At 72.1% G+C, this 26,422-nt stretch carries 25 protein-coding genes and 1 pseudogene; 22 read left to right on the top strand and 4 right to left on the bottom strand.

Translation table 11 applies throughout. The features are described from left to right. Nucleotides 1–26: 26 nt before the first annotated feature. The 6 genes from aroC (at nt 27) to nusB (ending at nt 4,419) form a co-directional block, all read left to right on the top strand. Nucleotides 27–1,226, top strand: a complete 1,200-nt coding sequence (gene aroC / locus ACETWP_RS07360) for a chorismate synthase (protein WP_373971567.1) — start codon at nt 27–29, stop codon at nt 1,224–1,226. Next, nucleotides 1,226–1,762 (top strand): shikimate kinase, encoded by a 537-nt coding sequence (locus tag ACETWP_RS07355; protein WP_373971566.1) that lies wholly within the window; start codon nt 1,226–1,228, stop codon nt 1,760–1,762. The genes aroC and ACETWP_RS07355 overlap by 1 nt, the downstream gene beginning before the upstream one ends. After that, on the top strand, nt 1,762–2,853 hold the full coding sequence (gene aroB, locus ACETWP_RS07350) for a 3-dehydroquinate synthase (protein WP_373971565.1): 1,092 nt from the start codon (nt 1,762–1,764) through the stop codon (nt 2,851–2,853). The genes ACETWP_RS07355 and aroB overlap by 1 nt, the downstream gene beginning before the upstream one ends. Beyond that, nucleotides 2,850–3,350, top strand: a complete 501-nt coding sequence (locus ACETWP_RS07345; RefSeq protein WP_373971564.1) for a tetratricopeptide repeat protein — start codon at nt 2,850–2,852, stop codon at nt 3,348–3,350. Before aroB ends, ACETWP_RS07345 begins: the two co-directional genes overlap by 4 nt. Before the next feature lie 98 nt (nt 3,351–3,448). Continuing rightward, nucleotides 3,449–4,009 carry an elongation factor P gene (efp, locus tag ACETWP_RS07340; protein WP_373971563.1) on the top strand — a complete coding sequence of 187 codons (561 nt, stop codon included), beginning with the start codon at nt 3,449–3,451 and terminating at the stop codon, nt 4,007–4,009. Further along, complete coding sequence (gene nusB / locus ACETWP_RS07335; RefSeq protein WP_373971562.1) at nt 4,009–4,419, top strand: transcription antitermination factor NusB; 411 nt, start codon at nt 4,009–4,011, stop codon at nt 4,417–4,419. Before efp ends, nusB begins: the two co-directional genes overlap by 1 nt. A 114-nt stretch (nt 4,420–4,533) precedes the next feature. Here nusB and ACETWP_RS07330 read toward each other — a convergent pair whose 3' ends face one another. Continuing rightward, the gene (locus ACETWP_RS07330) at nt 4,534–5,757 is read right to left on the bottom strand and encodes a PrsW family intramembrane metalloprotease (protein WP_373971561.1); all 1,224 of its coding nucleotides are present in this window, start codon (nt 5,755–5,757) and stop codon (nt 4,534–4,536) included. Nucleotides 5,758–5,874: 117 nt separating this feature from the next. Between ACETWP_RS07330 and pyrR the strand changes: the two genes are divergently transcribed. From pyrR to ACETWP_RS07260, 14 genes are all read left to right on the top strand, one after another. Next, nucleotides 5,875–6,480 carry a bifunctional pyr operon transcriptional regulator/uracil phosphoribosyltransferase PyrR gene (gene pyrR, locus ACETWP_RS07325; RefSeq protein WP_373971560.1) on the top strand — a complete coding sequence of 202 codons (606 nt, stop codon included), beginning with the start codon at nt 5,875–5,877 and terminating at the stop codon, nt 6,478–6,480. Then, nucleotides 6,477–7,457 (top strand): aspartate carbamoyltransferase catalytic subunit, encoded by a 981-nt coding sequence (locus ACETWP_RS07320; protein WP_373971559.1) that lies wholly within the window; start codon nt 6,477–6,479, stop codon nt 7,455–7,457. The genes pyrR and ACETWP_RS07320 overlap by 4 nt, the downstream gene beginning before the upstream one ends. Before the next feature lie 15 nt (nt 7,458–7,472). Further along, entirely contained in the window at nt 7,473–8,816 is a 1,344-nt protein-coding gene (locus tag ACETWP_RS07315; RefSeq protein WP_373971558.1) for a dihydroorotase, read from the top strand. Beyond that, entirely contained in the window at nt 8,816–9,397 is a 582-nt protein-coding gene (locus ACETWP_RS07310; protein ID WP_373971557.1) for a PH-like domain-containing protein, read from the top strand. The genes ACETWP_RS07315 and ACETWP_RS07310 overlap by 1 nt, the downstream gene beginning before the upstream one ends. After that, complete coding sequence (gene carA, locus ACETWP_RS07305) at nt 9,394–10,584, top strand: glutamine-hydrolyzing carbamoyl-phosphate synthase small subunit (protein WP_373971556.1); 1,191 nt, start codon at nt 9,394–9,396, stop codon at nt 10,582–10,584. Before ACETWP_RS07310 ends, carA begins: the two co-directional genes overlap by 4 nt. Further along, on the top strand, nt 10,584–13,886 hold the full coding sequence (gene carB / locus ACETWP_RS07300) for a carbamoyl-phosphate synthase large subunit (protein WP_373971555.1): 3,303 nt from the start codon (nt 10,584–10,586) through the stop codon (nt 13,884–13,886). Before carA ends, carB begins: the two co-directional genes overlap by 1 nt. 1 nt (nt 13,887) lies before the next feature. Continuing rightward, entirely contained in the window at nt 13,888–14,733 is an 846-nt protein-coding gene (gene pyrF, locus ACETWP_RS07295; protein WP_373971554.1) for an orotidine-5'-phosphate decarboxylase, read from the top strand. A gap of 101 nt (nt 14,734–14,834) precedes the next feature. After that, nucleotides 14,835–15,170 (top strand): integration host factor, actinobacterial type, encoded by a 336-nt coding sequence (mihF, locus tag ACETWP_RS07290; protein ID WP_373971553.1) that lies wholly within the window; start codon nt 14,835–14,837, stop codon nt 15,168–15,170. 11 nt (nt 15,171–15,181) lie between these two features. After that, nucleotides 15,182–15,760, top strand: coding sequence for a guanylate kinase (gmk, locus tag ACETWP_RS07285; protein ID WP_373971552.1), 579 nt, complete (start codon nt 15,182–15,184; stop codon nt 15,758–15,760). A 43-nt stretch (nt 15,761–15,803) separates the two neighbouring features. Beyond that, nucleotides 15,804–16,070, top strand: coding sequence for a DNA-directed RNA polymerase subunit omega (rpoZ, locus tag ACETWP_RS07280; protein ID WP_373971551.1), 267 nt, complete (start codon nt 15,804–15,806; stop codon nt 16,068–16,070). Between the two features lie 11 nt (nt 16,071–16,081). Further along, nucleotides 16,082–17,428 (top strand): bifunctional phosphopantothenoylcysteine decarboxylase/phosphopantothenate synthase, encoded by a 1,347-nt coding sequence (locus ACETWP_RS07275; protein ID WP_373971550.1) that lies wholly within the window; start codon nt 16,082–16,084, stop codon nt 17,426–17,428. Nucleotides 17,429–17,437: 9 nt separating this feature from the next. Next, nucleotides 17,438–18,643, top strand: coding sequence for a methionine adenosyltransferase (gene metK / locus ACETWP_RS07270; protein WP_373971549.1), 1,206 nt, complete (start codon nt 17,438–17,440; stop codon nt 18,641–18,643). Between the two features lie 8 nt (nt 18,644–18,651). Then, nucleotides 18,652–20,730 (top strand): primosomal protein N' family DNA-binding protein, encoded by a 2,079-nt coding sequence (locus ACETWP_RS07265; protein ID WP_373971548.1) that lies wholly within the window; start codon nt 18,652–18,654, stop codon nt 20,728–20,730. Nucleotides 20,731–20,822: 92 nt separating this feature from the next. Beyond that, a complete protein-coding gene (locus ACETWP_RS07260; protein WP_373971547.1) occupies nt 20,823–21,287 on the top strand; it encodes a hypothetical protein in 465 nt (154 codons plus the stop codon). A 174-nt stretch (nt 21,288–21,461) separates the two neighbouring features. Here ACETWP_RS07260 and ACETWP_RS07255 read toward each other — a convergent pair whose 3' ends face one another. Together ACETWP_RS07255 and ACETWP_RS07250 are read right to left on the bottom strand one after the other, a co-directional pair. After that, nucleotides 21,462–21,947 carry a hypothetical protein gene (locus tag ACETWP_RS07255; RefSeq protein ID WP_373971546.1) on the bottom strand — a complete coding sequence of 162 codons (486 nt, stop codon included), beginning with the start codon at nt 21,945–21,947 and terminating at the stop codon, nt 21,462–21,464. Between the two features lie 312 nt (nt 21,948–22,259). Next, nucleotides 22,260–22,991: a DUF72 domain-containing protein gene (locus ACETWP_RS07250; protein WP_373971545.1), complete on the bottom strand. Its 732-nt coding sequence runs from the start codon at nt 22,989–22,991 to the stop codon at nt 22,260–22,262. A gap of 300 nt (nt 22,992–23,291) precedes the next feature. On the opposite strand from ACETWP_RS07250, the gene ppk2 reads away from it, so the two are divergent. Together ppk2 and ACETWP_RS07240 are read left to right on the top strand one after the other, a co-directional pair. Continuing rightward, complete coding sequence (gene ppk2, locus ACETWP_RS07245; protein ID WP_373971544.1) at nt 23,292–24,224, top strand: polyphosphate kinase 2; 933 nt, start codon at nt 23,292–23,294, stop codon at nt 24,222–24,224. 211 nt (nt 24,225–24,435) lie between these two features. Beyond that, the gene (locus ACETWP_RS07240) at nt 24,436–25,605 is read left to right on the top strand and encodes an MFS transporter (protein ID WP_373971543.1); all 1,170 of its coding nucleotides are present in this window, start codon (nt 24,436–24,438) and stop codon (nt 25,603–25,605) included. 122 nt (nt 25,606–25,727) lie between these two features. Here ACETWP_RS07240 and ACETWP_RS07235 read toward each other — a convergent pair. After that, nucleotides 25,728–26,387, bottom strand: a pseudogene (locus tag ACETWP_RS07235) (alpha-amylase family glycosyl hydrolase); the annotation flags it as partial. Nucleotides 26,388–26,422 lie beyond the last annotated feature (35 nt).

Genomic DNA, 26,422 nt, shown 5'->3' with positions numbered 1-26,422 from the left:
CCCGGGGCCGTGGCAGTATGGAGACCATGTTGCGTTGGTTGACGGCGGGCGAATCACACGGCCCCGCACTCGTTGGAATCCTCGAAGGGCTGCCCGCGGGCGTCCCCATCACCACCCAGGACGTGGGCGACGCCCTCGCCCGGCGCCGGCTCGGCTACGGCCGCGGAGCCCGGATGAAGTTCGAGCGCGACCAGGTGACCTTCGTCGGCGGAGTCCGGCACGGCCTCACCCAGGGCGGCCCGGTGGCCATCGAGATCGGCAACACCGAGTGGCCCAAATGGGAGCAGGTCATGGCGGCCGACCCCGTGGACCCCGACGTCCTGGGCGACCTGGCCCGCAACGCCCCGCTCACCCGCCCGCGCCCCGGGCACGCCGACTTCACCGGCATGCAGAAGTACGGGTTCGACGACGCGCGGCCCGTGCTCGAGCGCGCCAGCGCCCGGGAGACGGCCGCGCGCGTGGCCCTCGGTACGCTGGCCGCGCGGTTCCTGGACGGACTGGGCGTGCGCCTGGTCAGCCACACGGTCTCCGTGGGCAGCGTGTCCGTGCCCGAGGGGTCGGCCCTGCCGCAGCCCGACCACGTCGTCGCGCTCGACAACGACCCACTGCGGTGCTTCGACCGCGAGACCTCCGACGCGATGGTCGCGGAGGTCGACTCCGCGCACAAGGACGGCGAGACGCTCGGCGGCGTGGTCGAGGTCCTGGCCTACGGCCTGCCGCCGGGGCTCGGCTCCTACGTCCACTGGGACCGCCGCCTCGACGCGCGCCTCGCCGGCGCGCTCATGGGCATCCAGGCGATCAAGGGGGTCGAGGTCGGCGACGGTTTCCTGACCGCCGCCCGACGCGGCTCCGCGGCGCACGACGAGATCGTCCGGGCCGGCGACGGCGTGATCGAACGCGCCACGAACCGCGCCGGCGGCATCGAGGGCGGCATGAGCATCGGCCAGGTCCTGCGGGTCCGCGCCGCCATGAAGCCGATCGCCACAGTGCCGCGCGCCCTGCGCACCATCGACGTGGCCAGCGGCGAGGACGCCAAGGCCCACCACCAGCGGTCCGACGTCTGCGCGGTCCCGGCCGCCGGCGTCGTCGCGGAGGCCATGGTCGCGCTCGTGCTGGCCCAGGCCGTCCTCGAGAAGTTCGGCGGCGACTCCCTGCCCGAGACGCGCCGCAACCTGCGCAGCTACCTCGAGGAGATCCCCGACGCATTGGGGACGGTACGCCCCTGATGCCGGGAGGGATCTTCCTGATCGGCCCGATGGCGAGCGGCAAGACCGCGGTCGGGCGCGAGCTGGCGCGGCTGACGGGCGCCCCGTTCATCGACACCGACGCCGAGGTCACCGGCGAGCACGGCTCCATCGCCGGCATCTTCGCCCGCGGGGGCGAGCCCGCGTTCCGCGCCGTCGAGGCGCGCGCGCTGCGCCGGGCGGCCGACGCGGCGGACCGGACCGGGGCCGTGGTCGCCACCGGGGGAGGCGCGGTGCTGGAGCCCGCCAACCGGCGGCTGCTCTCCGAGCGGTTCACGGTCTACCTGGAGACCGACCTCGAGACGGTGTGGCCGCGCATCAGCGGGTCCGGCGGCCGGCCGCTGCTGGCCGGGGATCCGCTGCAGCGCTGGACGGACATCTTCGCGGCCCGGGAGCCCTTCTACCGGGAGTGTTCCACCCTGACCATCGACGCCCGCGCCGCGACCCCGGCGGAACTCGCGGCAACCATCGACGACGCCCACCGGCGCCGCGCAGAACAGCACGGAGGCACCCCCTGATGAACACCGCAGCGACCACGATTTCCGTCACCGGGACGACGCCGTCCGCCAACTACGACGTCGTGGTGGGCAACGGCCTCCTGGGCCTGCTGCCCGGGATCCTGGGGGAGCGCGTCCGCAAGGTGCTGGTGATCCACCCGCGCGCCCTGCGGGCCACCGGCGACGCCGTCAAGGCCGACCTCGACGGCGCCGGCTTCCAGGCCCTGACCGCCGAAATCCCGGACGCCGAGGAGGGCAAGCACATCCAGGTCGCGGCCTTCTGCTGGCAGGTCCTGGGGCAGAACGACTTCACCCGCTCGGACGCGATCGTCGCCGTCGGGGGCGGCGCCGTGACCGACGTCGCGGGCTTTGTGGCCGCCACCTGGCTGCGCGGCGTGAAGGTCGTCCACCTGCCCACCAGCCTGCTGGGCATGGTCGACGCCGCCGTGGGCGGCAAGACCGGCATCAACACCGCGGAGGGCAAGAACCTGGTCGGCGCGTTCCACCCCCCGGCGGCCGTCCTGGCGGACCTCGACACCCTGCGCACGCTGCCGCGCAACGAGCTGGTCACCGGGCTGGCGGAGTCCGTGAAGTGCGGCTTCATCGCCGACCCGGCCATCCTGGACCTCATCGAGGCCGACCCCGCGGCGGTCTCCTCCGCGGACAGCCCCGCGCTGCGCGAGGTCATCGAACGCTCCATCCGGGTCAAGGCCGCGATCGTCTCCGAGGACCTCACGGAAACCGGCCGGCGCGAGTTCCTGAACTACGGCCACACCCTGGGCCACGCGATCGAGCTGGCCGAGCGCTACTCGATGCGGCACGGGGCGGCGGTCTCGATCGGCCTCGCCTTCGCCGCGGAGCTGTCCCGCTCGGTCGGGCGGATCCCCGACGCGTTGGCCGACCGCCACAAGACCGTGCTCGAGTCGCTCGGGCTGCCCGTGACCTACCGCAGGGACCGCTGGTCGGCGCTGCTCGACGGCATGCGCCGGGACAAGAAGGCCCGCGGCGACCTGCTGCGCTTCGTGGTCCTGGACGGCCTGGCCAAGCCCGCGATCCTCGACGTGCCGGACACGTCGCTGCTGTTCGCCGCCTACCAGGAGATCGCCGAGTGATCCCCGCCCGCGGCGGGATCGGCGCCGGTGTCGCGGGCATCGAGAGGGACCCGGAGACCCTGCTCCCCGTGGTCGCGGACGAGGCGCTCGCCTCCGCCGCGGCGGCGGGGGACGCGGGCGACCGCGTGGTCGTCCTGCTGGCGCGCGGCGACTACGTGGCGGCCGGCGAACTCGTCGCCGAGGCGCGCTTGGCCGACCCGCAGGACCTCAGACTGCGCATGCTCGACGCCGACGTGGTGCGAGCCAGCGGCGATCCCCACCGCGCGATCACGCGCCTGCGGGGCCTGCTCGAAGAGTTCGCGGGCACCGATCGGGAGGCCGACCTGCACGAGCTGCTCGGTGTTCTCCACCACACGACACACGACCATCTGGCCGCCGCCCACCGCTTCCGGCGGACGGTCGACCTGCGGATCGCCCACGGCGAGGGGCCCGAGGCCGTCGAGGCCACCCGGCGGCTGCTGCGGGCGGCCGAGCGGCGGGCCGGTGGGGTGCGGTAGAATGGTCAGTGGATTTTTGACAACTGCGCCCGCCACCTCTGAGGTGGGGCCGGCCGCCCCCGCGGGCGGCGGACCGGGCGAAAACAGAGAGAGTACCCGTGGCTACCACCAATGACATCAAGAACGGTACGGTCCTCAAGCTGGAGGGCCAGCTGTGGAACATCGTCGAGTTCCAGCACGTCAAGCCGGGCAAGGGCGGCGCGTTCGTGCGCACCAAGATGCGCAACGTGCGCTCCGGCAAGCTCGTCGACAAGACGTTCAACGCCGGCCTGAAGATCGAGACCGCTACGGTCGATCGCGGCGACTACCAGTACCTGTACCAGGACGGTGCGGACTACGTGTTCATGGATACCACCGACTACGACCAGATCACGGTGCCCTCCGCGATCGTCGGCGACGCCGCCAACTTCATGCTCGAGAGCCAGATGGCGACGATCGCGCTGCACGAGGGGGAGCCCCTCTACGTGGAGCTTCCGCCGTCCGTGGTCCTCGAGATCACCTACACCGAGCCGGGCCTGCAGGGCGACCGCTCGTCGGCCGGCACGAAGCCCGCCACGCTGGAGACCGGCTACGAGATCCAGGTGCCGCTGTTCGTGGAGCAGAACACCAAGGTCAAGGTCGACACCCGCACCGGCGACTACCTGGGGCGAGTCAGCTAGTGAGCGCACGCACCAAGGCCCGTCGCCGGGCTCTGGACATTCTCTTCGAGGCGGAGCAGCGCGACGTCTCCCCGCTGGAGGCCCTGCGCCTGCGCCGCGAATCCACGGATATCACCGTCAACGAGTACACCGTGACGCTGATCGAGGGGGTCATGGCGGAGGGAGAGCGGATCGACGAGATCCTCGGCACCTACGCCAAGGGCTGGACCCTGGACCGCATGCCCGCCGTGGACCGCACGGTGCTGCGGATCGGCGCGTGGGAGTTGCTCTACAACGACGACGTCCCGGACGGCGTGGCCGTGGCCGAGGCCGTGGCCCTCGCCCGGGTCCTGTCCACCGACGAGTCGCCCGAATTCATCAACGGTCTGCTCGGCCGGATCCAACAGCTCAAGCCGACGCTGCTGGCCTAGCCGGCCGGCGTCTCCCGCGCGGAAGGCCCGGACCATTGGTCCGGGCCTTCCGCGCGTTCCCGGGGCATCGGGCCCCGCGTCGGCCCGGCGGGTGTGAGCGGCGCGCCGGCGCGCTCAGGCCCCACCCGACCGCGGCGCCCCGACCTGGGCGAGGAGCTGCTGGCGTTGGCGCAGCACGAGCGTGAGCAGCCGCGTCTCCTCCGCCCGCGCCGCGTCGACGCCGTGCCCGCGGAGGATGCGGTGCCGCACCGCCGCGAGCCGCGCCGCCGAGCCCGCGAAGTCCCGCATGAGCCCGCCGGCCCCGTAGCGTCGGGCCCACGCCGCCGCGGCGCGCCGCCCCGGCCCGGTCGCCAGCATCTCGACCTCCTCGTCGGTGAACCAGCCCGCGTCCCGGTAGTCGCCGAGCCGTTGCTCGGTCAGCCGCCGCTCGGCCCGGCGCAGCATCCAGACGGCCGCCACGGCGCACGCGAACAGCGGCATTTGGAGCAGGACGTAGAAGGACCAGAAGTCCTGGAACAGGAGCGCGAGACCGCCGTTCCAGAGGAAGTGCCCGGCGATGGCCGGCACGAGGCCCAGCAGGAAGTACAGCGGCCAGCGCCCGCGCGCGCCGCGCGAGGCGGCGAGCCCGAGGGCGAAGCCCGTCCAGGCCGTGAACAGCACGTGCGCGAAGGGGGACAGCAGCCCCCGCATGACGAAGACCGTCAGGGCCTCCGATCCGCCCTGCGCGAAGGCCCCCGAGAAGTAGAGGATGTTCTCCGTGAAGGCGAATCCCGCCCCGACCGCGCCGCCGTAGACGATCCCGTCGATCGGGCCGTCGAAGTGCGACCACGCCACGAAGAACACCAGCAGCACGCCCAGGCCCTTCGCCAGCTCCTCGACCAGCGGCGCCTGCACCACCGCGCCGAGCAGCTCGGCGTCGGCCGCGGGCGCCAGGACCGCCATCGGCATCGTCACGGCCTCGGAGACGAGCAGCGTCAGGACCACCGACGCCCCCGCCCCCCAGACGACCGCCAGGCCCAGGGCGGACTTCGGTTCGGGGTCCCAGCGGTCCACCCACCACAGCCCCGCCGCGCAGATGCCCAGCGGCACCAGCGCCAGCAGCCCCACCACGAAAAGCGTCTCGGGCCCCAGCCAACCCGCCAGCCACACCCCGACGAGGACCAGCACGGCGGAGCAGAGGACGAAGGCGGCGACCGTGCCGGCTCCGGACCAGGCGCGACCGTGGCGCGCTGCCGGTCCGACCGTCCTGGCCGGGCGCCGCTCCGGCCACGCGGGCGTCGGCGGCGCGCCGTGCCCGTCCACGGGGGCGGTGGGGTGTCGCTGTGAGGAAGGGCTCATGGCCTACAGCTTAGGACGGCGGGGCTCGGAGCGATTCACGGGGTGCCGCTGTGGTAATTTTGACGAGGCAGTCACCCTTTAAATGCCGTCCTGTGAGGCGGGGAAGGAGGCGGCATCATGGATACCGAAGGCGCGACACAGCGGCCCGACGTCACCGGGCCGAAGAACGCACGGACCGTTTTGTCCGAAGGTGATATCGAGCGCGTCCTCACGCGCATCGCCCATGAAATCCTGGAGGCCAACAAGGGTCCCCGCGACCTGGTCCTGCTCGGCATTCCGCGCCGGGGCTTCCCGATCGCCCAGCGCCTGGCCCGCCGGATCGCGGCCTCCGAAAGCTCGGTGGACCCGGAGCAGATCGTCGGCCAGCTCGACGTGACCCTGTACCGCGACGACCTGCGCCACGGCACGGCCCGCACGCCGGCCGCCACGCGGCTCCCGGCGGGGGGCATCGACGGCAAGGTGGTCGTCCTCGTCGACGACGTCCTCTACTCCGGCCGGACCATCCGCGCCGCGCTGGACGCGCTCGTGGACCTCGGCCGGCCCCGGATCGTGCGCCTCGCCGTCCTCGTGGACCGCGGCCACCGCGAGCTGCCGATCCGCGCCGACCACGTCGGCAAGAACCTCCCCACGGCCACCAGCGAGAAGGTGCGCGTCCGCCTCGGCGAGACGGACAGCCGCGACGGGCGCCCGCTCAACGAGGTCGCGATCGAGGGGACCGCGTGAGGCACCTGCTGTCCACCCTGGACCTGTCCCGCGACGACGCGATCCGGATCCTGGACGTCGCCGAGGAGATGGCGGCCGTCGGGACACGGGAGATCAAGAAGCTCCCGGCCCTGCGCGGCCGGACGGTCGTCAACCTCTTCTTCGAGGACTCCACCCGCACCCGGATCTCCTTCGAGGCGGCGGCCAAGCGGCTCTCCGCCGACGTCATCAACTTCGCGGCGAAGGGCTCCTCCGTCTCCAAGGGCGAGTCGCTCAAGGACACCGCGCAGACGCTCGAGGCGATGGGCGCGGACGCCGTCGTCATCCGCCACCCGTCCTCCGGCGCCCCGGCCCGGCTCGCGTCGACCGACTGGATCTCGTCCGCCGTCGTGAACGCTGGCGACGGGACGCACGAGCACCCCACCCAGGCCCTGCTGGACGCGTTCACGCTGCGCCGGCACTGGGCCCGGCTCCACGGCGGGCCGTCCCTCGGCGGGGACCTCGCCGGGCTGCGGATCGTCATCGTGGGGGACGTCCTGCACTCCCGCGTCGCCCGCTCCAACCTGTGGCTCCTGCGCACCCTCGGTGCCGAGGTCACGCTGGTCGCGCCGCCGACCCTGCTGCCCGTTGGCGCGGCGGCCTGGCCGTGCGCCATCAGCTACGACCTCGACGACGCGCTGGCCCAGGGCCCCGACGCCGTGATGATGCTGCGCGTGCAGGGCGAGCGGATGAACGCCTCGTTCTTCCCCAGCACGCGCGAGTACTCGCGCCGCTGGGGCCTCGACGACGCGCGGCTGGCCGCGCTGGACGAGCGCGGCTTCGCCGACACCGTCATCATGCACCCCGGTCCCATGAACCGCGGCCTGGAGATCTCATCCGGCGCCGCGGACTCGGCCCGCTCCACGGTCCTGGAACAGGTCAGCAACGGCGTGTCCGTCCGCATGGCCGTCCTCTACCTGCTCCTGTCCGGCGAACAGCACCGCGGACCCGCGAACTAGAACTCGGAGAGAACCATGAACACCACCGCCACAGAAGGCGACTTCCTCATCCGCGGCGCCTCCCCGCTCGGCGCCGGCCCCGCCGACCTGCTCGTCAGCGCAGGGCGCATCGCGGCCGTCGGCCCGGCGGCGGCGGCCGATCCGCGCGCCGCGGCGGCCACCGTCGTCGAGGCCGACGGGCTGATCGCCCTGCCCGGGCTGGTCGACCTGCACACCCACCTGCGCGAGCCCGGCCGGGAGGACGCCGAGACCGTGGAGACCGGGACCCGCGCCGCCGCCCTCGGCGGCTTCACCGCCGTCCACGCGATGGCCAACTCGAACCCCGTCGCGGACACCGCGGGCGTCGTCGAACAGGTCTGGAGCCTGGGCCGGCGCAGCGGCTGGGTCGACGTGCGTCCGGTCGGGGCCGTCACGGTCGGGCTCGCGGGGGAGCGGCTCTCCGAGCTCGGGGCCATGGCCGACTCCCGGGCCCGCGTCCGCGTCTTCTCCGACGACGGCGTCTGCGTCAGCGACCCGGTGCTCATGCGGCGGGCGCTGGAGTACGTCAAGGCGTTCGACGGCGTGATCGCCCAGCACTCCCAGGAGCCGCGCCTGACCGAGGGCGCGCAGATGAACGAGGGCGACGTCTCCGCCGTCCTCGGGCTCGCCGGCTGGCCCGCGGTCGCCGAGGAGAGCATTATCGCCCGCGACGTGCTGCTGGCCCAGCACGTCGGCTCCCGGCTCCACGTCTGCCACGTCTCCACCGCCGGCAGCGTGGAGATCCTCCGCTGGGCCAAGGCCCGCGGCATCCGCGTGACCGCCGAGGTCACCCCGCACCACCTGCTGCTCACCGAGGAGCTGGTCCGCACCTACAACCCCGTCTACAAGGTGAACCCGCCGCTGCGCCGCGAGGCGGACGTCATGGCGCTGCGCGAGGCCCTCGCCGACGGCATCATCGACATCGTCGGCACCGACCACGCCCCGCACCCCAGCGAGGACAAGGAGTGCGAGTGGGCGCAGGCGGCCATGGGCATGACGGGGCTGGAGACGGCGCTGTCGGTGGTCCAGCACACCATGATCGAGACGGGCCTGATCACCTGGGCCGACTTCGCCCGGATCACCTCCGCCGCCCCGGCCCGGATCGGCCTGCTGGAGGACCAGGGCCGCCCGCTGCAGGCCGGCGAGCCCGCCAACATCGTGCTCGTGGACCCGGCGGCGCGCTGGACCGTTGACCCGGGGAAGATGGCGACCATGGGCCGCAACTCGCCCTTCGCGGGGCTCGAACTGCCCGGCGCCGTCGTCGCGACCTTCTTCCACGGCCACCCCACCGTGCTCGACGGCGAGCTCGCCTCGCCGCGCGCGACGGACGGCGGCCACTGATGTCCGAGTACCTGCCCGCCATCCTGATCACCCTCGCCGTCTGCGTCGCGCTGGTCGCGCTGGTCGGCCTCGGGTGGCGCAACCGCCTGCGCCGCCAGGGCGGCGTGGCCGCCCCCGCCGAGGTCCCGCCGGGACTCGGCGACCCGGCGGCGAGCGCCGAGGGGCAGTACGTCAGCACGACGACGGCCGGCGACTGGCTGGACCGCATCGCCGTGCACTCGCTCGGGGTGCGCACCAACGCGACGCTGGAGGTCCACGACGGCGGGATCCTCTTCGTCCGCTCCGGAGCCAAGGACCTCTACATCCCCCGGGCGGACCTGGCCGGCGTGCGCCGCGACTCCGGGATGGCCGGCAAGTTCGTCGAGCGGGACGGACTCGTCGTGCTCACCTGGCGCCTCGGCGACCGCGCGGTGGACACCGGCTTCCGGCCGCGCCGCCCCGCGCAGGCCGCCGTCCTGCACGACGCCGTCGCGGCGCTCGTTCCCCCGGCAGGCAAACCCCCCGCGGCGGACGATTTCCGCGCCGCCGACAAGACACCCGCAGCAGACGATTTCCCCGCAGCAGACAAGGACAACAAGTGAGCGCACAGACCAACACCGAGCCGGCAGTACTGGTGCTCGAGGACGGACGCGTCTTCCGCGGCACCGGCTACGGCGCCCTCGGCACGGCCCTCGGCGAGGCCGTCTTCGCGACCGGCATGACCGGCTACCAGGAGACGATCACCGATCCGTCCTACGCCCGGCAGCTCGTCGTGCAGACCGCGCCGCACATCGGCAACACCGGCGTGAACCGCGCCGACGCTGAGTCGCGCCGCATCTGGGTCGCCGGCTACATCGTGCGCGACGCGGCGCGCCGCCCGTCCAACTGGCGCTCGGAGCGCCCGCTCGACGAGGAGCTCGCCGAGCAGGGCATCGTGGGCATCCAGGGCGTGGACACGCGCGCCGTCACCCGGCACCTGCGCGAGCGCGGCGCCATGAAGGCCGGGGTCTTCTCCGGCGACGACGCCCGCCGCCCGGAGGACCGGCTGCTCGAGGAGGTCCGCGCGCAGGCCCCCATGGAAGGCTCCCGGCTGGCCGAGGAGGTCAGCGTCGACACCGCCTACACGGTGGAGCCCGCCGACCGCGGCTGGGTGGGGGAACCCCTGTTCACCGTGGCGGCGATCGACCTCGGCATCAAGGCCATGACCCCGCACCGCCTCGCCGAGCGAGGGGTGCGCGTCCACGTCCTGCCCGCCACCTCGACCATCGACGACGTCCTGGCCGTCGGGCCCGACGGAGTGTTCATGTCCAACGGCCCCGGCGACCCGGCCACCGCGGACACGCAGGTCCACCTGTTGCGTGAGGTGCTGGACCGCGGCGTGCCCTTCTTCGGCATCTGCTTCGGCAACCAGATCCTCGGCCGCGCCCTGGGCTTCGGCACCTACAAGCTGCGCTACGGCCACCGCGGGATCAACCAGCCCGTGATGGACCGGGCCACCGGCAAGGTGGAGATCACCAGCCAGAACCACGGGTTCGCCGTCGACGCCCCGCGCGGGGGAGCCGAGACCGCCCCGGAGGCGCGCTTCGGCCGCGTCGAGGTCAGCCACGTCAGCCTGAACGACGACGTCGTCGAGGGACTGCGCTGCCTGGACATCCCGGCGTTTTCCGTCCAGTACCACCCGGAGGCGGCCTCCGGCCCGCACGACTCCGCGTACCTCTTTGACCGCTTTATCGACGTGATGGCCCGGGCGAAGTCCGGCGCCGCGTCCGACTCCAAGGAAGAGAAGTAATGCCCAAGCGCGAAGACCTCACGTCAGTCCTGGTCATCGGGTCCGGCCCGATCGTCATCGGGCAGGCCGCGGAGTTCGACTACTCGGGCACCCAGGCCCTGCGGGTGCTCAAGGAGGAGGGCGTCCGCGTCATCCTCGTGAACTCGAACCCGGCGACCATCATGACCGACCCGGAGTTCGCCGACGCCACGTACGTCGAGCCGATCACCCCCGAGGTCGTGGAGATGATCATCGCCAAGGAGCGCCCGGACGCGATCCTGCCCACGCTGGGCGGGCAGACCGCGCTCAACGCGGCGATCGCCCTGGACAAGAACGGCGTGCTGGAGAAGTACGGCGTGGAGCTGATCGGCGCGAACATCGCCGCGATCGAGCTCGGCGAGGACCGCGAGAAGTTCAAGGGCGTCGTCGAGCGCTGCGGCGCGGAGTCGGCGAAGTCGCTGATCGTCCACACCATGGACGAGGCCTTCGCGGCCGTCGCGGAGCTCGGCTACCCGGTGGTCGTGCGCCCGTCCTTCACCATGGGCGGCCTCGGCTCGGGCCTGGCCTACAACGACGAGGACCTGCGCCGGATCGCCGGCGCCGGCATCCAGTACAGCCCGACCTCCGAGGTCCTGCTCGAGGAGTCGATCCTGGGCTGGAAGGAATACGAGCTGGAGATGATGCGCGACAAGAACGACAACGTCGTCGTCGTGTGCTCCATCGAGAACTTCGACCCGGTCGGCGTGCACACCGGCGACTCCATCACCGTAGCCCCGGCGATGACACTCACCGACCGCGAGTACCAGAACCTGCGCGACATCTCCATCGCGGTCATCCGCGAGGTCGGTGTCGACACGGGCGGCTGCAACATCCAGTTCGCGATCGAGCCGGACACCGGCCGCGTCGTCGTGATCGAGATGAACCCGCGCGTCTCGCGCTCCTCCGCGCTCGCGTCCAAGGCGACCGGTTTCGCGATCGCCAAGATCGCGACCAAGCTGGCGCTGGGCTACACGCTCGACGAGATCCCCAACGACATCACGCGCAAGACGCCGGCCTCCTTCGAGCCGACGCTCGACTACGTCGTCGTGAAGGTCCCGCGCTTCGCGTTCGAGAAGTTCCCGGCGGCGGACCCCACGCTGACCACCACCATGAAGAGCGTCGGCGAGGCGATGGCCATCGGCCGCAACTTCACCGAGGCGCTCCAGAAGGCCCTGCGCTCACTCGAGCAGAAGGGCTCCCAGCTCTCCTTCGACGCCCCGGACGCGTCCGGCACGGCGGAGCTCGTCGAGCTCGCCAAGCGCCCGACCACGGACCGGCTCGCCCAGGTGCAGCGGGCGCTGCTCGGCGGGGCCAGCGTCGAGCAGCTCTACGCGGCGACGGGGATCGACCCGTGGTTCCTGGACCAGCTCGTGCTCATCAACGAGACGGCCGAGGCCGTCCGCGCCGCCGGCGCCCTCACCGAGCCGGTGCTCCGCCTGGCCAAGCGCCACGGGTTCTCCGACGAGCAGATCGGGATGCTGACCCACACGCCCGAGGCGGTGGTGCGCGGCGTCCGGCACGCGCTGGGCGTCCGGCCGGTGTTCAAGACGGTGGACACCTGCGCCGCGGAGTTCGAGGCCTACACGCCGTACCACTACTCCTCCTACGACGAGGAGACGGAGATCGGCCGGCACGAGAAGCCCTCGGTCATCATCCTGGGTTCCGGCCCGAACCGGATCGGCCAAGGCATCGAGTTCGACTACTCCTGCGTGCACGCGACCATGGCCCTGCGCGACGCCGGCTACGAGACCGTGATGGTCAACTGCAACCCGGAAACCGTGTCCACGGACTACGACGTGTCCACCCGCCTGTACTTCGAGCCGCTGACGCTCGAGGACGTCCTCGAGGTCATCGCGGCGGAGGAGAGCACCGGCGGCGTGCTGGGCGTGTTCGTCCAGCTCGGCGGGCAGACCCCGCTGAAGCTTGCCCAGGAGCTCGCGGACGCCGGGGTGCCGATCCTCGGCACCTCGCCGGAGGCCATCGACCTCGCCGAGCACCGCGGTGCGTTCTCCCGCGTGCTCGACGGCGCCGGGCTGATCTCCCCGAAGAACGGCACCGCGGTGTCCTTCGAGGAGGCCAAGAAGATCGCCGACGAGATCGGCTACCCGGTGCTCGTCCGCCCGTCCTACGTGCTGGGCGGACGCGGCATGGAGATCGTCTACGACGAGCCGAACCTCTCGCGCTACATCGCCAACGCCACCGAGATCACCCCGGACCACCCGGTCCTGGTCGACCGCTTCCTCGAGGACGCGATCGAGATCGACGTCGACGCGCTCTACGACGGCGTGGACCTCTTCGTGGGCGGCATCATGGAGCACATCGAGGAGGCCGGCATCCACTCCGGCGACTCCGCCTGCGTGCTGCCCCCCATCACGCTCGGCACCGACGTGGTCGACCGCGTCCGCGAGGCCACCCGTGCCATTGCCGCGGGCGTGGGCGTGCGCGGGCTCATCAACATCCAGTTCGCCCTGGCCTCCGACGTCCTCTACGTGATCGAGGCCAACCCGCGCGCCTCGCGGACCGTCCCGTTCGTGTCCAAGGCCACGGGCGTCCAGCTGGCCAAGGCCGCCGCGCTCATCGGCACCGGCGTGACGATCGCCGAGCTCCGCTCCGTGCACGGCCTGCTGCCCGCGACCGGCGACGGCTCCCGCCTCCCGGCCGACGCCCCGGTCTCCGTCAAGGAGGCCGTCCTGCCCTTCGCGCGTTTCCGCACGCCCGAGGGACGCGTCGTCGACTCGCTGCTCGGCCCCGAGATGCGCTCCACCGGCGAGGTCATGGGGATCGACAAGCACTTCGACACCGCCTTCGCCAAGAGCCAGGCCGCCGCGAACAACCCGTTGCCGACGTCCGGCAAGGTGTTCGTCTCCGTGGCCAACCGGGACAAGCGCTCGATCGTCATCCCGGTGAAGCACCTGGCGGACCTCGGCTTCGAGATCGTGTCCACGGGAGGGACCGCGGAGGTCCTGCGGCGCAACGGCATCCGCGCCACCGTGGTCCGGAAGGTCCGCGAGGGCAGCGCCGAGGGGGAGGACAACATCGTGGACCTCATCACCGAGGGCCGCATCGACATGATCCTCAACACGCCCTCCGGCGGAGACGCCCGCCACGACGGCTACGAGATCCGCGCGGCCGCGACGTCCGTCGGGACTCCGGTCATCACCACGGTCGCCGAGTTCGGCGCGGCCATCCAGGCGATCGAGGCCATGCGCCAGTACTCCTGGTCGGTCACCAGCCTGCAGGAGCACGCGGCCCGGCTGAAGGCCTCGACCGCGGCGGCGCTCTAGCGTGGCCGCCGGCACGCCGACCCGCCGGCCGTTCGGCGAACGCCTCGCCGCGGCGATGGCGGAGCACGGTCCGCTCTGCGTGGGCATCGACCCGCACCCCGGGCTGCTGGAGCAGTGGTCCCTGCCGGACGACGCCGAGGGGCTGCGCGCCTTCTCGCGCACCGTCGTCGGGGCGCTGGCCGGGCAGGTCGCCGCCGTGAAACCGCAGGTGGCCCTGTACGAGCGGCACGGATCCCGCGGGATGGCGGTGCTCGAGGAGACCCTCGCCGCCTGCGCCGAAGCCGGGCTGCTGAGCATCGCGGACGCCAAGCGCGGGGACATCGGCTCCACCATGGACGCCTACGCCGCGGCTTGGCTGGGGGAGGGCTCGCCCCTCGCGGCCGACGCCGTGACCCTGAGCCCGTACTTGGGCTACGAGTCGCTGCGCCCGGCGCTGGACCTCGCACGCCGGACGGGACGCGGCGTGTTCGTGCTCGCCCTGACCTCCAATCCCGAGGGCGCCTCCGTCCAGCACGTCGGCGGGGAGCGGTCCGTCGCCCGGGGGATCGTCGACGCCGCCGGGCGCGAGAACTCCGGGGCGTCCCCCTTCGGGTCGACCGGCCTCGTCGTCGGCGCCACGGTCGGGGACGCGCTCGCCCGCCTGGGCATCGACCTGGCGGGCTCCCGGGCGCCGATCCTGGCCCCGGGCCTGGGCGCCCAGGGCGCGACGGGGGCGGACCTGCGCGCCGCGTTCGCCGACTGCTGGCCGCAGCTCCTGGCCACGAGCAGCCGCGACATCCTCCGGGCGGGACCGGATGCGGCGGCGCTGCGGAGCGCCGCCTTGCGGACGCGCGACACTCTCGTCTAGGGTCGGTAGGCTGCCGCCATTGCGCGGAGTGGATCGGTTCGCTAGGTTCGGTGCAGGTCAACCAATTCCACCGGGATTCCTAGTCAACTGGGGTGTACGCAATGGTTCTGAAGTCATTGTCGGACGAGGACCGCGCGAGGGCGCGGGCCAAGGCCCTCCAGTCGCGAACGCGGCGCGCGGAGGTGAAGAACGCGTTCGGCTCCGGCCGGCTGGGCATCACCGAACTGCTGGACATGACGGCCGAGGACGAGGCCGTCGGACGGCTGCGCGTGGCCGACCTCCTCGAGTCCGTTCCGGGCGTCGGGGAGATCCGCGCGGCGGCACTGATGGAACGGATCGGCATCTCGCCGAACCGGAGACTGCGCGGCCTCGGCCGCAAACAACGGGCGGCGCTGATCCAGCACTTCACGGACGCGCCGCCGCCGACAAAAGAGTAACGAAGGACAACATGCCGGCAGAGAGCCGCTCACACGTCACCGTACTGGCGGGCCCCACGGCCGTCGGCAAGGGGACGATTTCCACCTACATCCGCGACAACTACCCCGAGGTCTGGCTCTCCGTCTCCGCCACCACGCGCGCCCCGCGGCCGGGTGAGCAGGAGGGGGTGCACTACTTCTTCCTGCCGCCGGAGGAGTTCGAGTCGCTCGTGGAGCGCGGCGAGATGCTCGAATGGGCGGTCGTCCACGGGCAGAACCGCTACGGCACCATCCGCTCCAAGGTCCAAGAGGCCGTCGACGCCGGCAAGCACGTCCTGCTCGAGATCGACCTGCAGGGCGCACGGCAGGTCAAGGAGAGCATGCCGGAGGCGAAATTCGTCTTTTTGGCGCCGCCGACGTGGGAGGAATTGGTCCGCCGACTCGTGGGCCGGGGCACCGAGAGCGAGGCGGAACAACAGCGCCGCCTGGATACGGCTAAACTGGAACTCGCCGCCGAGCCGGAATTCGACGTCACCATCGTGAACGACGAGATCCGGCGCGCGGCCGACGAGCTGGTTTCCCACATGGGCCTGACGCCGCACACGCGGTAGCCGGACCGGCACCGACGAACAACTCACAGAATTTGGAGGCTTCGTGTCCACGAACCTTGAGGGCATCATCAATCCGCCGATCGATGAACTGCTGACGACGACCGATTCCAAGTACGCCCTGGTCATCAACTCCGCCAAGCGCGCGCGGCAGATCAACGCCTACTACTCGCAGCTCCACGAGGGCCTGTTCGAATACGTCGGCCCGCTCGTCGACACCAAGCTTAACGAGAAGCCGCTCTCGATCGCGCTGCGCGAGATCAACACCGGCCTGCTGAAGGTCACCCCGATCGACGCCGAGCCCGCCGAGTAGCACCTCCCCCGATGGCAACCCAGCAGCGCATCGTCCTTGGAGTCGGCGGCGGAATCGCAGCCTACAAAGTGGCGTCGCTGCTTCGGTTGTTTAAGGAGGCCGGTCACCACGTGGACGTGGTGCCGACCCGTTCGGCGCTCGAGTTCGTCGGCAAGGCCACCTGGGAGGCGCTCTCGGGGCGGCCGGTGACCGCGGACGTGTTCGACGCCGTCGACACGGTCAACCACGTGCGGCTCGGCCAGGAGGCCGACCTCGTCGTGGTCGCGCCCGCGACGGCGGACCTGCTGGCGCGGGCCGCCGCGGGCCTGGCCAACGACCTGCTCACGAACACCCTGCTCGCGGCGCGCTGCCCGGTCGTGTTCGCCCCCGCCATGCACACCGAGATGTGGGAGCACCCGGCGACCCGGGCCAATGTCGCGACGCTGCGCGAACGCGGCGCCGTCGTCGTCGAGCCCGCCGTCGGACGCCTGACCGGCAAGGATTCCGGCGCCGGGCGGCTGCCCGAGCCGGACGACCTCTTCGCCGCCGTCGCGGACCTGCTCGCCGGCGCCCCGGGGCGGCGCGCGTCCTCGTCCGCGGGGGATCCGGGAACCGGGCCTCGCGATGGAGCCGCCACCCGCCGGGACGGCGACGAGCCCGCCTCGTCGGCACCCGTCCCGCGGGCGCGGGGCCCGCTGGCCGGGCGGACCGTCGTCGTGACGGCGGGCGGCACGCGGGAGCCCCTGGATCCGGTGCGGTTCCTCGGGAACCGCTCGTCGGGCAAGCAGGGTATCGCGATCGCACGCGCCGCGCTCGCGGCCGGCGCCAAGGTCCGCTTCGTCGCCGCGCACATGGACGATCCCGCCCCCGAGGGCGTGGAACTGGCCGCCACCTCCACGGCGCTGGAGCTGCGCGAGGCCGTGAACGCCGCCGCCGAGGGGGCGGACGTGCTGGTCATGGCGGCCGCGGTCGCCGACTTCCGTCCCGCGGAGTACGCCGCGAGCAAGATCAAGAAGGGCGACGACGGCGGCGCGCCGACCATCGAACTCGTCCGCAACCCGGACATCCTCGCCGAGCTGGTCGCTCGGCGGAACGCCGAGGGCCAGCGGAGCCGCCTGCCGCGCCTCGTCGTGGGATTCGCCGCCGAGACGGGCGACGCGGCCGCGGGCGTGCTGGAGCACGGCCACGCGAAGCTCTCGCGGAAGGGCTGCGAGCTGCTCGTGGTCAACCAGGTGGGGGAGAAGCTCGTCTTCGGCACGGACCGCAACTCGGTGACCGTGCTCTCCGCCGACGGTAGCGGACCGCGCCGGTTCGAGGGCACGAAAGACCGCGTAGCCGCCGGGATCGTCGGGATCATCGGGGCCCAGCTGAGCCGGTAGAGTGGTCGGGTGACTCATCAGAACGCCGCCCTGCGCCTATTCAGCTCCGAATCGGTCACCGAGGGCCACCCGGACAAGATCTGCGACCAGATCAGCGACGCGATCCTCGACGCCATGCTGGCGCAGGACCCGAACTCCCGGGTCGCCGTCGAGACCCTGACGACGACCGGGCTCGTGCACGTGGCGGGCGAAGTCACCACGGACGGCTACGTGGAGATCCCGCAGCTGGTCCGGCAGACGCTCCTGGACATCGGCTACGACTCCTCGGCCAACGGCTTCGACGGTGCGCGGTGCGGGGTCTCCGTGTCGATCGGCCAGCAGTCCCGGGAGATCGCCGACGGCGTCTTCAACTCGCTCGAGGCCCGCGAGGGCATCCAGAAGGACGCGCGCGACCTGCAGGGCGCCGGCGACCAGGGCATCATGTTCGGCTACGCCTCCGACGAGACCGCCGTGGGCATGCCCACGCCGATCTTCCTGGCCCACCGGCTCTCCGAGCGGCTCACCGAGGTCCGGAAGTCCGGCGAACAGTCCCTGCTGCGCCCGGACGGCAAGACCCAGGTCACCATCGGCTACGACGGCGACCGGCCCGTGTCCGTGGAGACCGTCGTCGTCTCCGCCCAGCACGCCAGCGAGCTGCTCCTGCCGCAGCTGCGCGAGGACCTGCTGGAGCTCGTCGTCAAGCCCGTGCTCGCGGGCACCGAGCTCGACACCAGCAACACCCGGATCATCCTCAACCCCTCGGGCCCGTTCATCATCGGCGGTCCCGTCGGCGACGCCGGCCTGACCGGCCGCAAGATCATCGTCGACACCTACGGCGGGTTCGCCCGCCACGGCGGCGGCGCGTTCAGCGGCAAGGACCCCTCGAAGGTGGACCGGTCCGCGGCCTACGCCATGCGCTGGATCGCCAAGAACGTCGTCGCCGCGGGGCTGGCCCGCCGCGTGGAGATCCAGGTCGCGTACGCGATCGGCGTCGCCCACCCGGTGGGACTGTACGTGGAGACGTTCGGCACCGAGACGGTCGACCCGCTGCGGATCGCCGACGCCGTCCAAGAGGTCTTCGACCTGCGCCCGCTGGGCATCATCGAGGACCTGGACCTCAAGCGCCCGATCTACCAGCGGACCGCGGCCCACGGCCACTTCGGCCGCGAGGACGCCGACTTCACCTGGGAGCACACGGACCGCGCCGACGCCCTGCGCAGCTACTTCAACGCCTGATCGGGCCCGTGGAGCCCCGCCAGCCCTCGCTGCTGCAGGGCTTCGACGTCGCCAAGCCGCTGCCGGGGTCCCCGGTCCCGGCGGCCGAGCTCCCCGTCGCGCGCGTGCTGCTGGAGACCCCGGTGCCGCACCTGGACCGCTACTACGACTACCTGGTGCCTGCCGGCCTGGCCGCGGACGCCCGGGTCGGCGCTCGGGTCAAGGTCCGATTCGGGGGGCAGGAGCTCGCCGGCTTCATCGTCGACCGCCGCGCGGAGGCCGAGGCGGGCGTGCGCCTGCAGCCGCTTGGGAAGGTCGTGTCCCCGGAGGTGGTCCTGCTGCCGGGGGTGTTGCGGCTCTGCGAGGCCGTCGCCGCCCGCTACGCGGGCTCGGTCTCCGACGTCGTGCGCAGCGCCGTGCCCCCGCGCATGGCGCGCGTGGAACAGGAGCCCCGCGCCGAGACGACCGGGGCAGCGACCGCGCCCGGGGCAGCAGACGCGCCCGCGGCAGCCGACGCGCCCGGGGCCGGCCCGGGGCCGTCCGGGAGCCCGAAGCGGTCCGCAGACCCGGGGCCGTTCGCCGAGTACGACGGCGGCGCCGCCTTCATCTCGTCCCTGGCCGCCGGCGGTTCGCCGCGGGCCGTCGCGAGCGTCCTGCCCAACCAGCCCGGCGGCTGGCCGGCGCTGCTGACCGCCGCCGTGCGGGCCTGCGTGGCCTCGGGGCGCGGCGCCGTCGTGGTGGTCCCCGACGCGCGGGACCTGCACCGGCTCACCGAGGCGCTGGACGCCCAGTTCGGCGCCGGCTACGCGCGCCTCTCCGCGGAGGACGGCGCGACGCCGCGCTACCGCAACTTCCTGCGCGCCAGCCGCGGCGAGGTGTCGATCGCCGTCGGCACGCGCTCCGCCGCGTTCGCCCCCGTGCGGGACGCGGGACTGCTGGTGCTGTGGGAGGACCACGACTCCAGCCACGCAGAACCGCGGGCCCCGTACCACCACGCCCGCGACACGCTGCTGCTGCGCGCCGAGCAGCTCGGCTGCGCGTTCCTGGCCGCCGGGCACGGCCGCAGCGCGGAGGCGCAGCGGCTGGTACTCACGGGCTGGGCGACCGAGCTGGCCGCGCCGCGCACCGTGCTGCGGCACGCGGCGCCGCGCGTGGTCGCCAGCTCGGACTCGCACGAACAGGAACGCGACCCGCTGCTGCACGCGGCGCGGCTTCCGCGCGTCGCGTGGAAGGCGGCCGCCGACGCGCTGGCGTCCGGTCCCGTCCTGGTGCAGGTGGCGCGGACGGGCTTCGTCCCGGCGCTGCGCTGCGAGACGTGCCGCGAAAGCGCCCGCTGCACGGCCTGCTCCGGTCCGCTCGGGTTCCGCGACGCGCGGTCCGCGCCGTCGTGCCGCTGGTGCGGCGAGCAGGCGCCGGCGTGGATCTGCCCCGAATGCGGCGGGCGGAGGCTGCGCGCCAGCACCATCGGCGCGGACCGGACGGCCGAGGAGCTGGGCCGGGCCTTCCCGCAGGCGCCCGTGGTCAGCGCCACCGGCGCGCAGCCGCGCGAGCGGGTCGGGTCCGCCCCGGCCGTCGTCGTCGCGACGCCCGGAGCCGAGCCCGTGGCCGACGGCGGCTACGCGGCCGTGCTGCTGCTGGACGGGGACCGGATGCTGGCCCGGGACGGGTTGCGGACGGCGGAGGACGTGCTCCACCGCTGGATGGCCGCCGCGGCGCTGGCCCGACCCGCGTCCGCGGGCGGCATCGTCGTCGTCGCGGCCTCGACGTCGGATCCGGTGCGTGCGCTGGTTCGCTGGGACCCCGCCGCGTTCGCCGAAAGGGAGCTGGCCGAGCGCCGGGAGCTGGGACTGCCGCCGGCGGTGCGCAGCGCCGTCGTGTCCGGTCCGGCGGCGGCGGCCGACCGCTTCGTCGGGGCACTCGAGTTGCCTCCGTCCGTGCGCCTGACCGGTCCCGTGATCGAGGGGGAGGGGGAGCACCGCTGGCTGGCCTTCTTCCCGTACGCGGACGGGGCGGCCGTGGCCGCCGAGCTCCGGCGCCGCAAGGCGACGTCCTCGGCGCAGCGCGATCCGGTGGTCAACGTGCGCGTGGATCCGGAGGGGTTGCTGTAGGCGGAGGTTCCGCGGCCGGCGCCCCTCAAGCCCTCGCGCTCCCGTTCGCCGCTGACTAGTCTGGACGCATCAGCCGTCACGGAGGGGGACCCATGAAACGCACGTTGCCCGCGCGGGCCTGCCGCTCGTCCGTTCTCGTCCCGTCCGTCCTCGCCGTGTCCCTGGCGTTGTCCGGCTGCGGGCAGACGGGCTCTGGCTTCGCGATCCTGGACGGGCCCGCCGACTCCGGCGACACCCTGCCGCCCGGTGCGTTCGACGGGGACCTCGTCCGCGAGGGGAGCGCGCGGTTCCTCGCGGAGGTTCCCACGGACCGCGGTCCCCGCGTATTCTACCTCGCCCGCCAGTCCGGTCCGTCTCCCGCGGAGGTGGCGGCGGTGTGTCTCGCGGAGGCGGGCAGCGGAACGATGTCCTGCGGGACGGGAGGCACCACCACAGGTTTCCATCCGGGCGAGGCGAAGGTGGTCCCGGACGGGCAGGACGTGTCCCGCCTCCTGGCCGACGGGTGGACCCGGGTCCACGGGAACCTGCTGGTCCGGGACTTCATGGACACTCCGTAGGCGACGGTCTCCGGGAGTGGTGCCGCGGGCCGTTCCGCCCTAGTCTCCGGGGCCCTGCATGCGGCGGCGGACGAAGACCGTGATTCCGGCGGCGACGAGCACCAGCACCACCACGGCGAGGCCGGCACCGATGTTCCAGCCGAGAATGCCTGGCATGGTGCCGGGTTCCACGACTTAGGCGTCGACCGGTCGGGTCGGGCCCGGCCTGCCGCCTCCGGCGCCGCCCCGCCCATCCCACAGGAGCGCCAGAGCTGCGGTGACCCCGTAGACCGCCGCGGGGATGACGGAGAACGGCCAAACCGCGCGGGGAACGGCAAGCCCGTCGACCAGCGTCCCCAGCAAAAGGATGGTCGTGGGCACGAGCCACAGGGCCACCGGCGTGCCGATCAGGACGGAAAGGCCCGCCCGCCGCCCCGCCGATCTCCGGCCGTTGTTCAGCAATGGCATCGCGACCGCCGAGGTCGCCAGCGCGAGGAGGCCGAACACCACCCCGACGTACAGCAGGACGGCGAACCCGAACGGCATGAGGAAGGACCCGGGAAGCACGCCGACCACCAGATAGAGGCCGGCCGCCGTCCCCTGCAGCCTCCACCAGACGCGCCACGGTGCCCGGGCGGTGTTCCGCCCCGCGGCTCCGTGCGGAGGTTTCCGGTATGCCATGGTCCCCCTCTGCGTGCGGCCTTCGATGGCCGGATTGTCGCCGGCCCCGGGACGCTGTCCGTGAAGTCGAAGCGTCCGAAGTTTCTCATTCGGCTTTCGTTATTGTGCCCGATATTCCCTCTTTGTCGAGTGCAGGAACCCTGTGTCGCCTTCTTCGGGTCGGTAGCGCCCGAAGGCGGTCCTGCGATTGGCGGACGACCGGGTCGATCATCGCCGTGGCGACCCGGTCCTCGAGGATGTCGGCCCGAGAGCAGGCCCGATGCCTTTCGGCCCGCGGACGGTGCTTGTTCGGCCTCGGCGTTGTGGCCCGCGTCAACCCTGGCCGAGGATGTGGCGGAGGGTGTCGGCGTTGCGCACGGCATTGCCCTCGCCGTCGTTGTTGAAGTACACGAACACGTCCTTGCCGTCTGCCTGCCACGTGCGGATCCTGTCGGCCCACCATTGCAGGTCGGCGTCCGAGTAGGATCCCGCGTACAGGTGGTTGTGGTCCGGTCCGTGCATGCGGACATAGACGAAGGGCGCGGTGGTGGCGAGCACGCAGGGCAGGTTGGCGCCACTCATGATGCAGTAGGCGGCCCCGTGGTGTCGGAGTAGGGCGTACACGTCGGGATGGTGCCAGCTGGGGTGGCGGAACTCGACGGTCACGCGGATCCACTCGGGCAGCTTGTCGAGGAAATAGCCTAGCCGGGCATCGTCGCGTTCCATGGCCGGCGGTAGCTGGACCAGCAGGATGGCGCGCTTGTCCGCCAACTCGTGCCACGAAGCCTTGATCCGCTCGATCCAGATCTCCGGCGCGTAGAGCTTCTTTGCGTGGGTGAGCCCCCGGGGAGCCTTGACGGATAGGGCAAAATCGTCGGGTAGTCGGCGTCGCCATCCGGCGAACACCTGGTCCCGGGGCCAGCGGTAGAAGCTCGCATTCAATTCCACCGTGCCGAAATGGCGGACGTAGATGGCGAGCCGGTCCCTGTCGGCCGTGCCGGGCGGGTACAGCACCTCGTTCCAGTGGGCATAGCTCCAACCGGATGTGCCGATCCGGATGCTCACGAAGGCAACCTCCAACCTGTGGGCCCGACCCGGCGGCCGGGGCCCAGCATGCCGCGCGCCACCGGTGCCGGATTGCCGGTGTTCGCCGCGGGCGTTTGGCCCCTGAATGCGGGTTTCTCCGCAGGCTACACCCCCGCGCGGAACGTCCGGTGCACCTTCGCGGTGCTCGGCCCGTTGTGTTCGGAGCCAGGCTGTTGCACTCTTACCTCGGGTGGAAGCGCCCGCGGCGCGACGGGGACCCGCGGCGCGGAAGGCGCGTCCGACCCGGCGAACTGGGTCAGCGGCCGGAAGGGGCATGCGATGTCGGTGGCAGGCGAGCGGTGGGTGCCCGACGACGCGTGGGTGAGGGATAACCTGCGGGAGACCATCGACCAGCTCGTGGGACTGGGGTACCAGGTCCGCGGCGGGCAGGGCGAGGACCCCGACCTCATCAACCCCGGCGGTCTCGCCGTGGAGACGTGGCGCCAGGACTACCCCTACGAGGAGTTGATGTCGCGCCAGGAGTACGAGTTCGAGAAGTACCGCCTACAGGTCGAGCTGCTGAAGTTCCAGTACTGGGGCCAGGACCACGGCCTCCGGCACGTCATCGTGTTCGAGGGGCGCGACGCGGCCGGCAAGGGCGGGACGATCAAGCGGTTCACCGAGCACCTGAACCCCCGGTCCGCCCGCGCGGTGGCGCTCAACAAGCCGTCGGACCGCGAACTGGGCCAGTGGTACTTCCAGCGCTACGTCCAACACCTGCCCACGGCGGGGGAGATCGTGTTGTTCGACCGCTCCTGGTACAACCGGGCAAACGTCGAGCGGGTGATGGGTTTCTGTACGGACGCGGAGTACAACACGTTCATGGGGCAGGCGCCGCTGTTCGAGAAGATGCTGGTGGACTCCGGCATCCACCTGACCAAGTTCTGGTTCTCGGTGACGCGCCACGAGCAGCGGACCCGTTTCGCCATCCGGCAGATCGACCCCGTGCGCCACTGGAAGCTCTCGCCGATGGACCTGGCGTCCCTGGACCGCTGGGACGACTACACCGACGCCAAGGAGAAGACCTTCCTGCACACGGATACGGACCACGCACCGTGGATCACCATCAAGTCCAACGACAAGAAGCGCGGACGGCTCAACGCCATGCGCTTCTTCCTGAACCAGTTCGACTACGAGGGCAAGGACGCCTCGGTGGTCCACGAGCCGGATCCGCTGTTGGTGCGGCGCGCGCGCGACGCCGTCGGCGACTAGCGCGCTGTTCAAGCCGAGGCTCGGACTCGGCCCATCGCTGGACCTGGGCTGGGTATGGACCCGGCGCATGCGCCATCTCCGGCCCCGCTGGAGTGCGTCCCGCGGGGCCGGCACGGAAGACCCCGTGCCAGAATGGGTGCCTGTGCCGTGGTCGCGGCCGAGTGCGGGGACGGGGGTAGCGGGGATGTCGGTGGTTGAAGGGGCAAGGACGGTGCCCACGGCGCGGTGGGGCGCCGCGTTCCTCGGCATTCTGCTCATCGCCGTCAACCTGCGTGTCGCGTTTGTCAGCGTTGGGCCAGTGCTTTCGGACGTCGGCGCGGAGTTCGGCTGGTCCGGCAGCACCGCGGGCCTGCTGACCGGGATGCCGCTGATCGCATTCGCGGTTTTCTCGCCCGTGGCGCCGGGCCTGGCGCGCCGGCTGGGCCTGGACCGGGCCCTGTGGCTCTCGCTGATGCTGCTCGCCACGGGAATCCTCGGCCGGTCCGTTCCCGCGGAGGCAGCCGTCTGGTCCGGCACCGTGCTGATCGGGACCGGCATTGCCTTCCTGAACGTCCTGCTTCCCTCGCTGGTCAAAAGGGACCTTCCGTCCCGGGTCAGCCAGGCAACCGGCATGTACACGGCGGTCCAGGGCGCCGTGTCTGCGGCCGGCGCCGCCGTCGTCGTTCCCATTGCCCACGCCACCGCCTACGGCTGGCGACTGGCGCTGGGAGTCTGGGTGGGGCTCGCGCTGATCGCCCTTGCCATCCTGCTCCCGTGGCTGCGGTCCCGGAATCCGGTGGTCGCCGAGGTCGACGGCCGCGCCGGAGCCTTCCGCTCGCCCTGGAAGTCCGCGCTGGGCTGGCAGATCACCCTCTTTATGGGGCTGCAGTCGCTGGCGTTCTTCGTGCTGGTCGCGTGGCTACCCGGAATCGAACGCGAACAGGGCATCCCCGCGGAGACATCCGGCCTGCACACCTCGATCTTCCTCCTGGTCGGCGTGCTGGCCAGCCTGGCCGCCGGAGCCGTGCTGCACCGTGCCGCGGACCAGCGACCGGTGGCCCTGGGGAGCAGTGTCCTGGCATTCTGCGCCTATGCGGGACTCGCCCTCGCGCCGCAACTCTCCCTGCTCTGGATCGTCGTCGGGGCCGCCGGCTGCGGCAGCCTCATCGTGATCGCGTTGTCTCTGTTCAGCCTTCGTACCGGAAACCACCAGCAGGCCGCTTCGCTGTCCGGGATGGCGCAGTCCGTCGGCTACGCCATCGCGGCTGCCGGACCCGTGGCCTTCGGCGCCCTGCGCGATCTCAGCGGCAGTTGGACGCTTCCCTTGCTCGTCACCTCCGCGCTCATGCTCCTGTTGTGTGTCACGGCGGTACAGTCCGGACGGAACCGCTTGATCGGCTGAACACTGCCTGCCTCCTCGCCTGCGCTTGATATCCGATCCTGATGGGGTATCGGCCCGGGATTCCACGTCCTCTGCGGGAGTGGACGGGTCGGGGAACGTGGACCCCGGCGGAAGACCATGCGCTAGCGCAGCAGCCAGGCGGTGCTGGCGCCGGGCAGCGTCCCGTCGGCGATCGGCGCGCTGCTCAGCAGCACCTCGCCCTCCGGAAGCGTGGCGGGTCCGCCGCCGAAGTTGGTGACCGTCACCCAGCCGTTTGGGCGGCGGAAGGCCAGGACTGACTCGGATCCCGTCTCCAGCCACTCGAGACTCTCGGCCGTCCGCAGCTCGCGGCGCAGGCGCAGGGCCGCGCGGTAGAGCTCCAGCGTGGATCCCGCGACATCGTCCTGCGCCTCGACCGAGTACTCGCCGAACCAGCCCGGCTGCGGCAGGTGCGCGCCGCCGTCGCCGAAGCCGAACGAGCTGCCCGCGCGCTCCCACGGGAGCGGCACGCAGCAGCCGTCGCGGCCCTTGTCGACGCCCGGGCTCCGGAGGAACGTCGGATCCTGGCGGCCCTCGTCCGCGATGTCGCCGACCTCGTGCAGACCGAGCTCCTCGCCTTGGTACAGGTACGCCGAACCCGGCAGCGCCAGCTGGAACAGGCTCGCCGCGCGCGCCCGGCGGGCGCCGAGACCACGGTCCAGCCGCCCCTCGGGCGCGCCGGCAAGGACCCAGGATTGGCCCTGCTTCTGGTCCTGCTCCGTGCTCCCCACGTCCGCGCGACGCGGCGGAAGGCCGCAGCGGGTCGTTGTTCCCTTCGGGCTGTGGGGCGTGGGGTTCC

It is taken from the genome of Arthrobacter halodurans, from assembly GCF_041877255.1.
Classification (GTDB): domain Bacteria; phylum Actinomycetota; class Actinomycetes; order Actinomycetales; family Micrococcaceae; genus Arthrobacter_N; species Arthrobacter_N halodurans.
Note: the sequence above shows the minus strand (reverse complement) of the source record. Positions and strands in the feature narration are given on the sequence as shown.

Bases quoted from the DNA above. Each gene is read 5' to 3' on its own strand.
- ACETWP_RS07310 (WP_373971557.1), top strand. From the start codon at position 8,816: ATGTCCGAGTACCTGCCCGCCATCCTGATCACCCTCGCCGTCTGCGTC.
- mihF (WP_373971553.1), top strand. From the start codon at position 14,835: ATGGTTCTGAAGTCATTGTCGGACGAGGACCGCGCGAGGGCGCGGGCC.
- ACETWP_RS07255 (WP_373971546.1), bottom strand. From the start codon at position 21,947: ATGGCATACCGGAAACCTCCGCACGGAGCCGCGGGGCGGAACACCGCC.
- pyrR (WP_373971560.1), top strand. From the start codon at position 5,875: ATGGATACCGAAGGCGCGACACAGCGGCCCGACGTCACCGGGCCGAAG.
- ACETWP_RS07260 (WP_373971547.1), top strand. From the start codon at position 20,823: ATGAAACGCACGTTGCCCGCGCGGGCCTGCCGCTCGTCCGTTCTCGTC.
- aroC (WP_373971567.1), top strand. From the start codon at position 27: ATGTTGCGTTGGTTGACGGCGGGCGAATCACACGGCCCCGCACTCGTT.
- ACETWP_RS07330 (WP_373971561.1), bottom strand. From the start codon at position 5,757: ATGAGCCCTTCCTCACAGCGACACCCCACCGCCCCCGTGGACGGGCAC.
- gmk (WP_373971552.1), top strand. From the start codon at position 15,182: ATGCCGGCAGAGAGCCGCTCACACGTCACCGTACTGGCGGGCCCCACG.
- aroB (WP_373971565.1), top strand. From the start codon at position 1,762: ATGAACACCGCAGCGACCACGATTTCCGTCACCGGGACGACGCCGTCC.
- ppk2 (WP_373971544.1), top strand. From the start codon at position 23,292: ATGTCGGTGGCAGGCGAGCGGTGGGTGCCCGACGACGCGTGGGTGAGG.
- ACETWP_RS07355 (WP_373971566.1), top strand. From the start codon at position 1,226: ATGCCGGGAGGGATCTTCCTGATCGGCCCGATGGCGAGCGGCAAGACC.
- carB (WP_373971555.1), top strand. From the start codon at position 10,584: ATGCCCAAGCGCGAAGACCTCACGTCAGTCCTGGTCATCGGGTCCGGC.
- ACETWP_RS07315 (WP_373971558.1), top strand. From the start codon at position 7,473: ATGAACACCACCGCCACAGAAGGCGACTTCCTCATCCGCGGCGCCTCC.
- ACETWP_RS07275 (WP_373971550.1), top strand. From the start codon at position 16,082: ATGGCAACCCAGCAGCGCATCGTCCTTGGAGTCGGCGGCGGAATCGCA.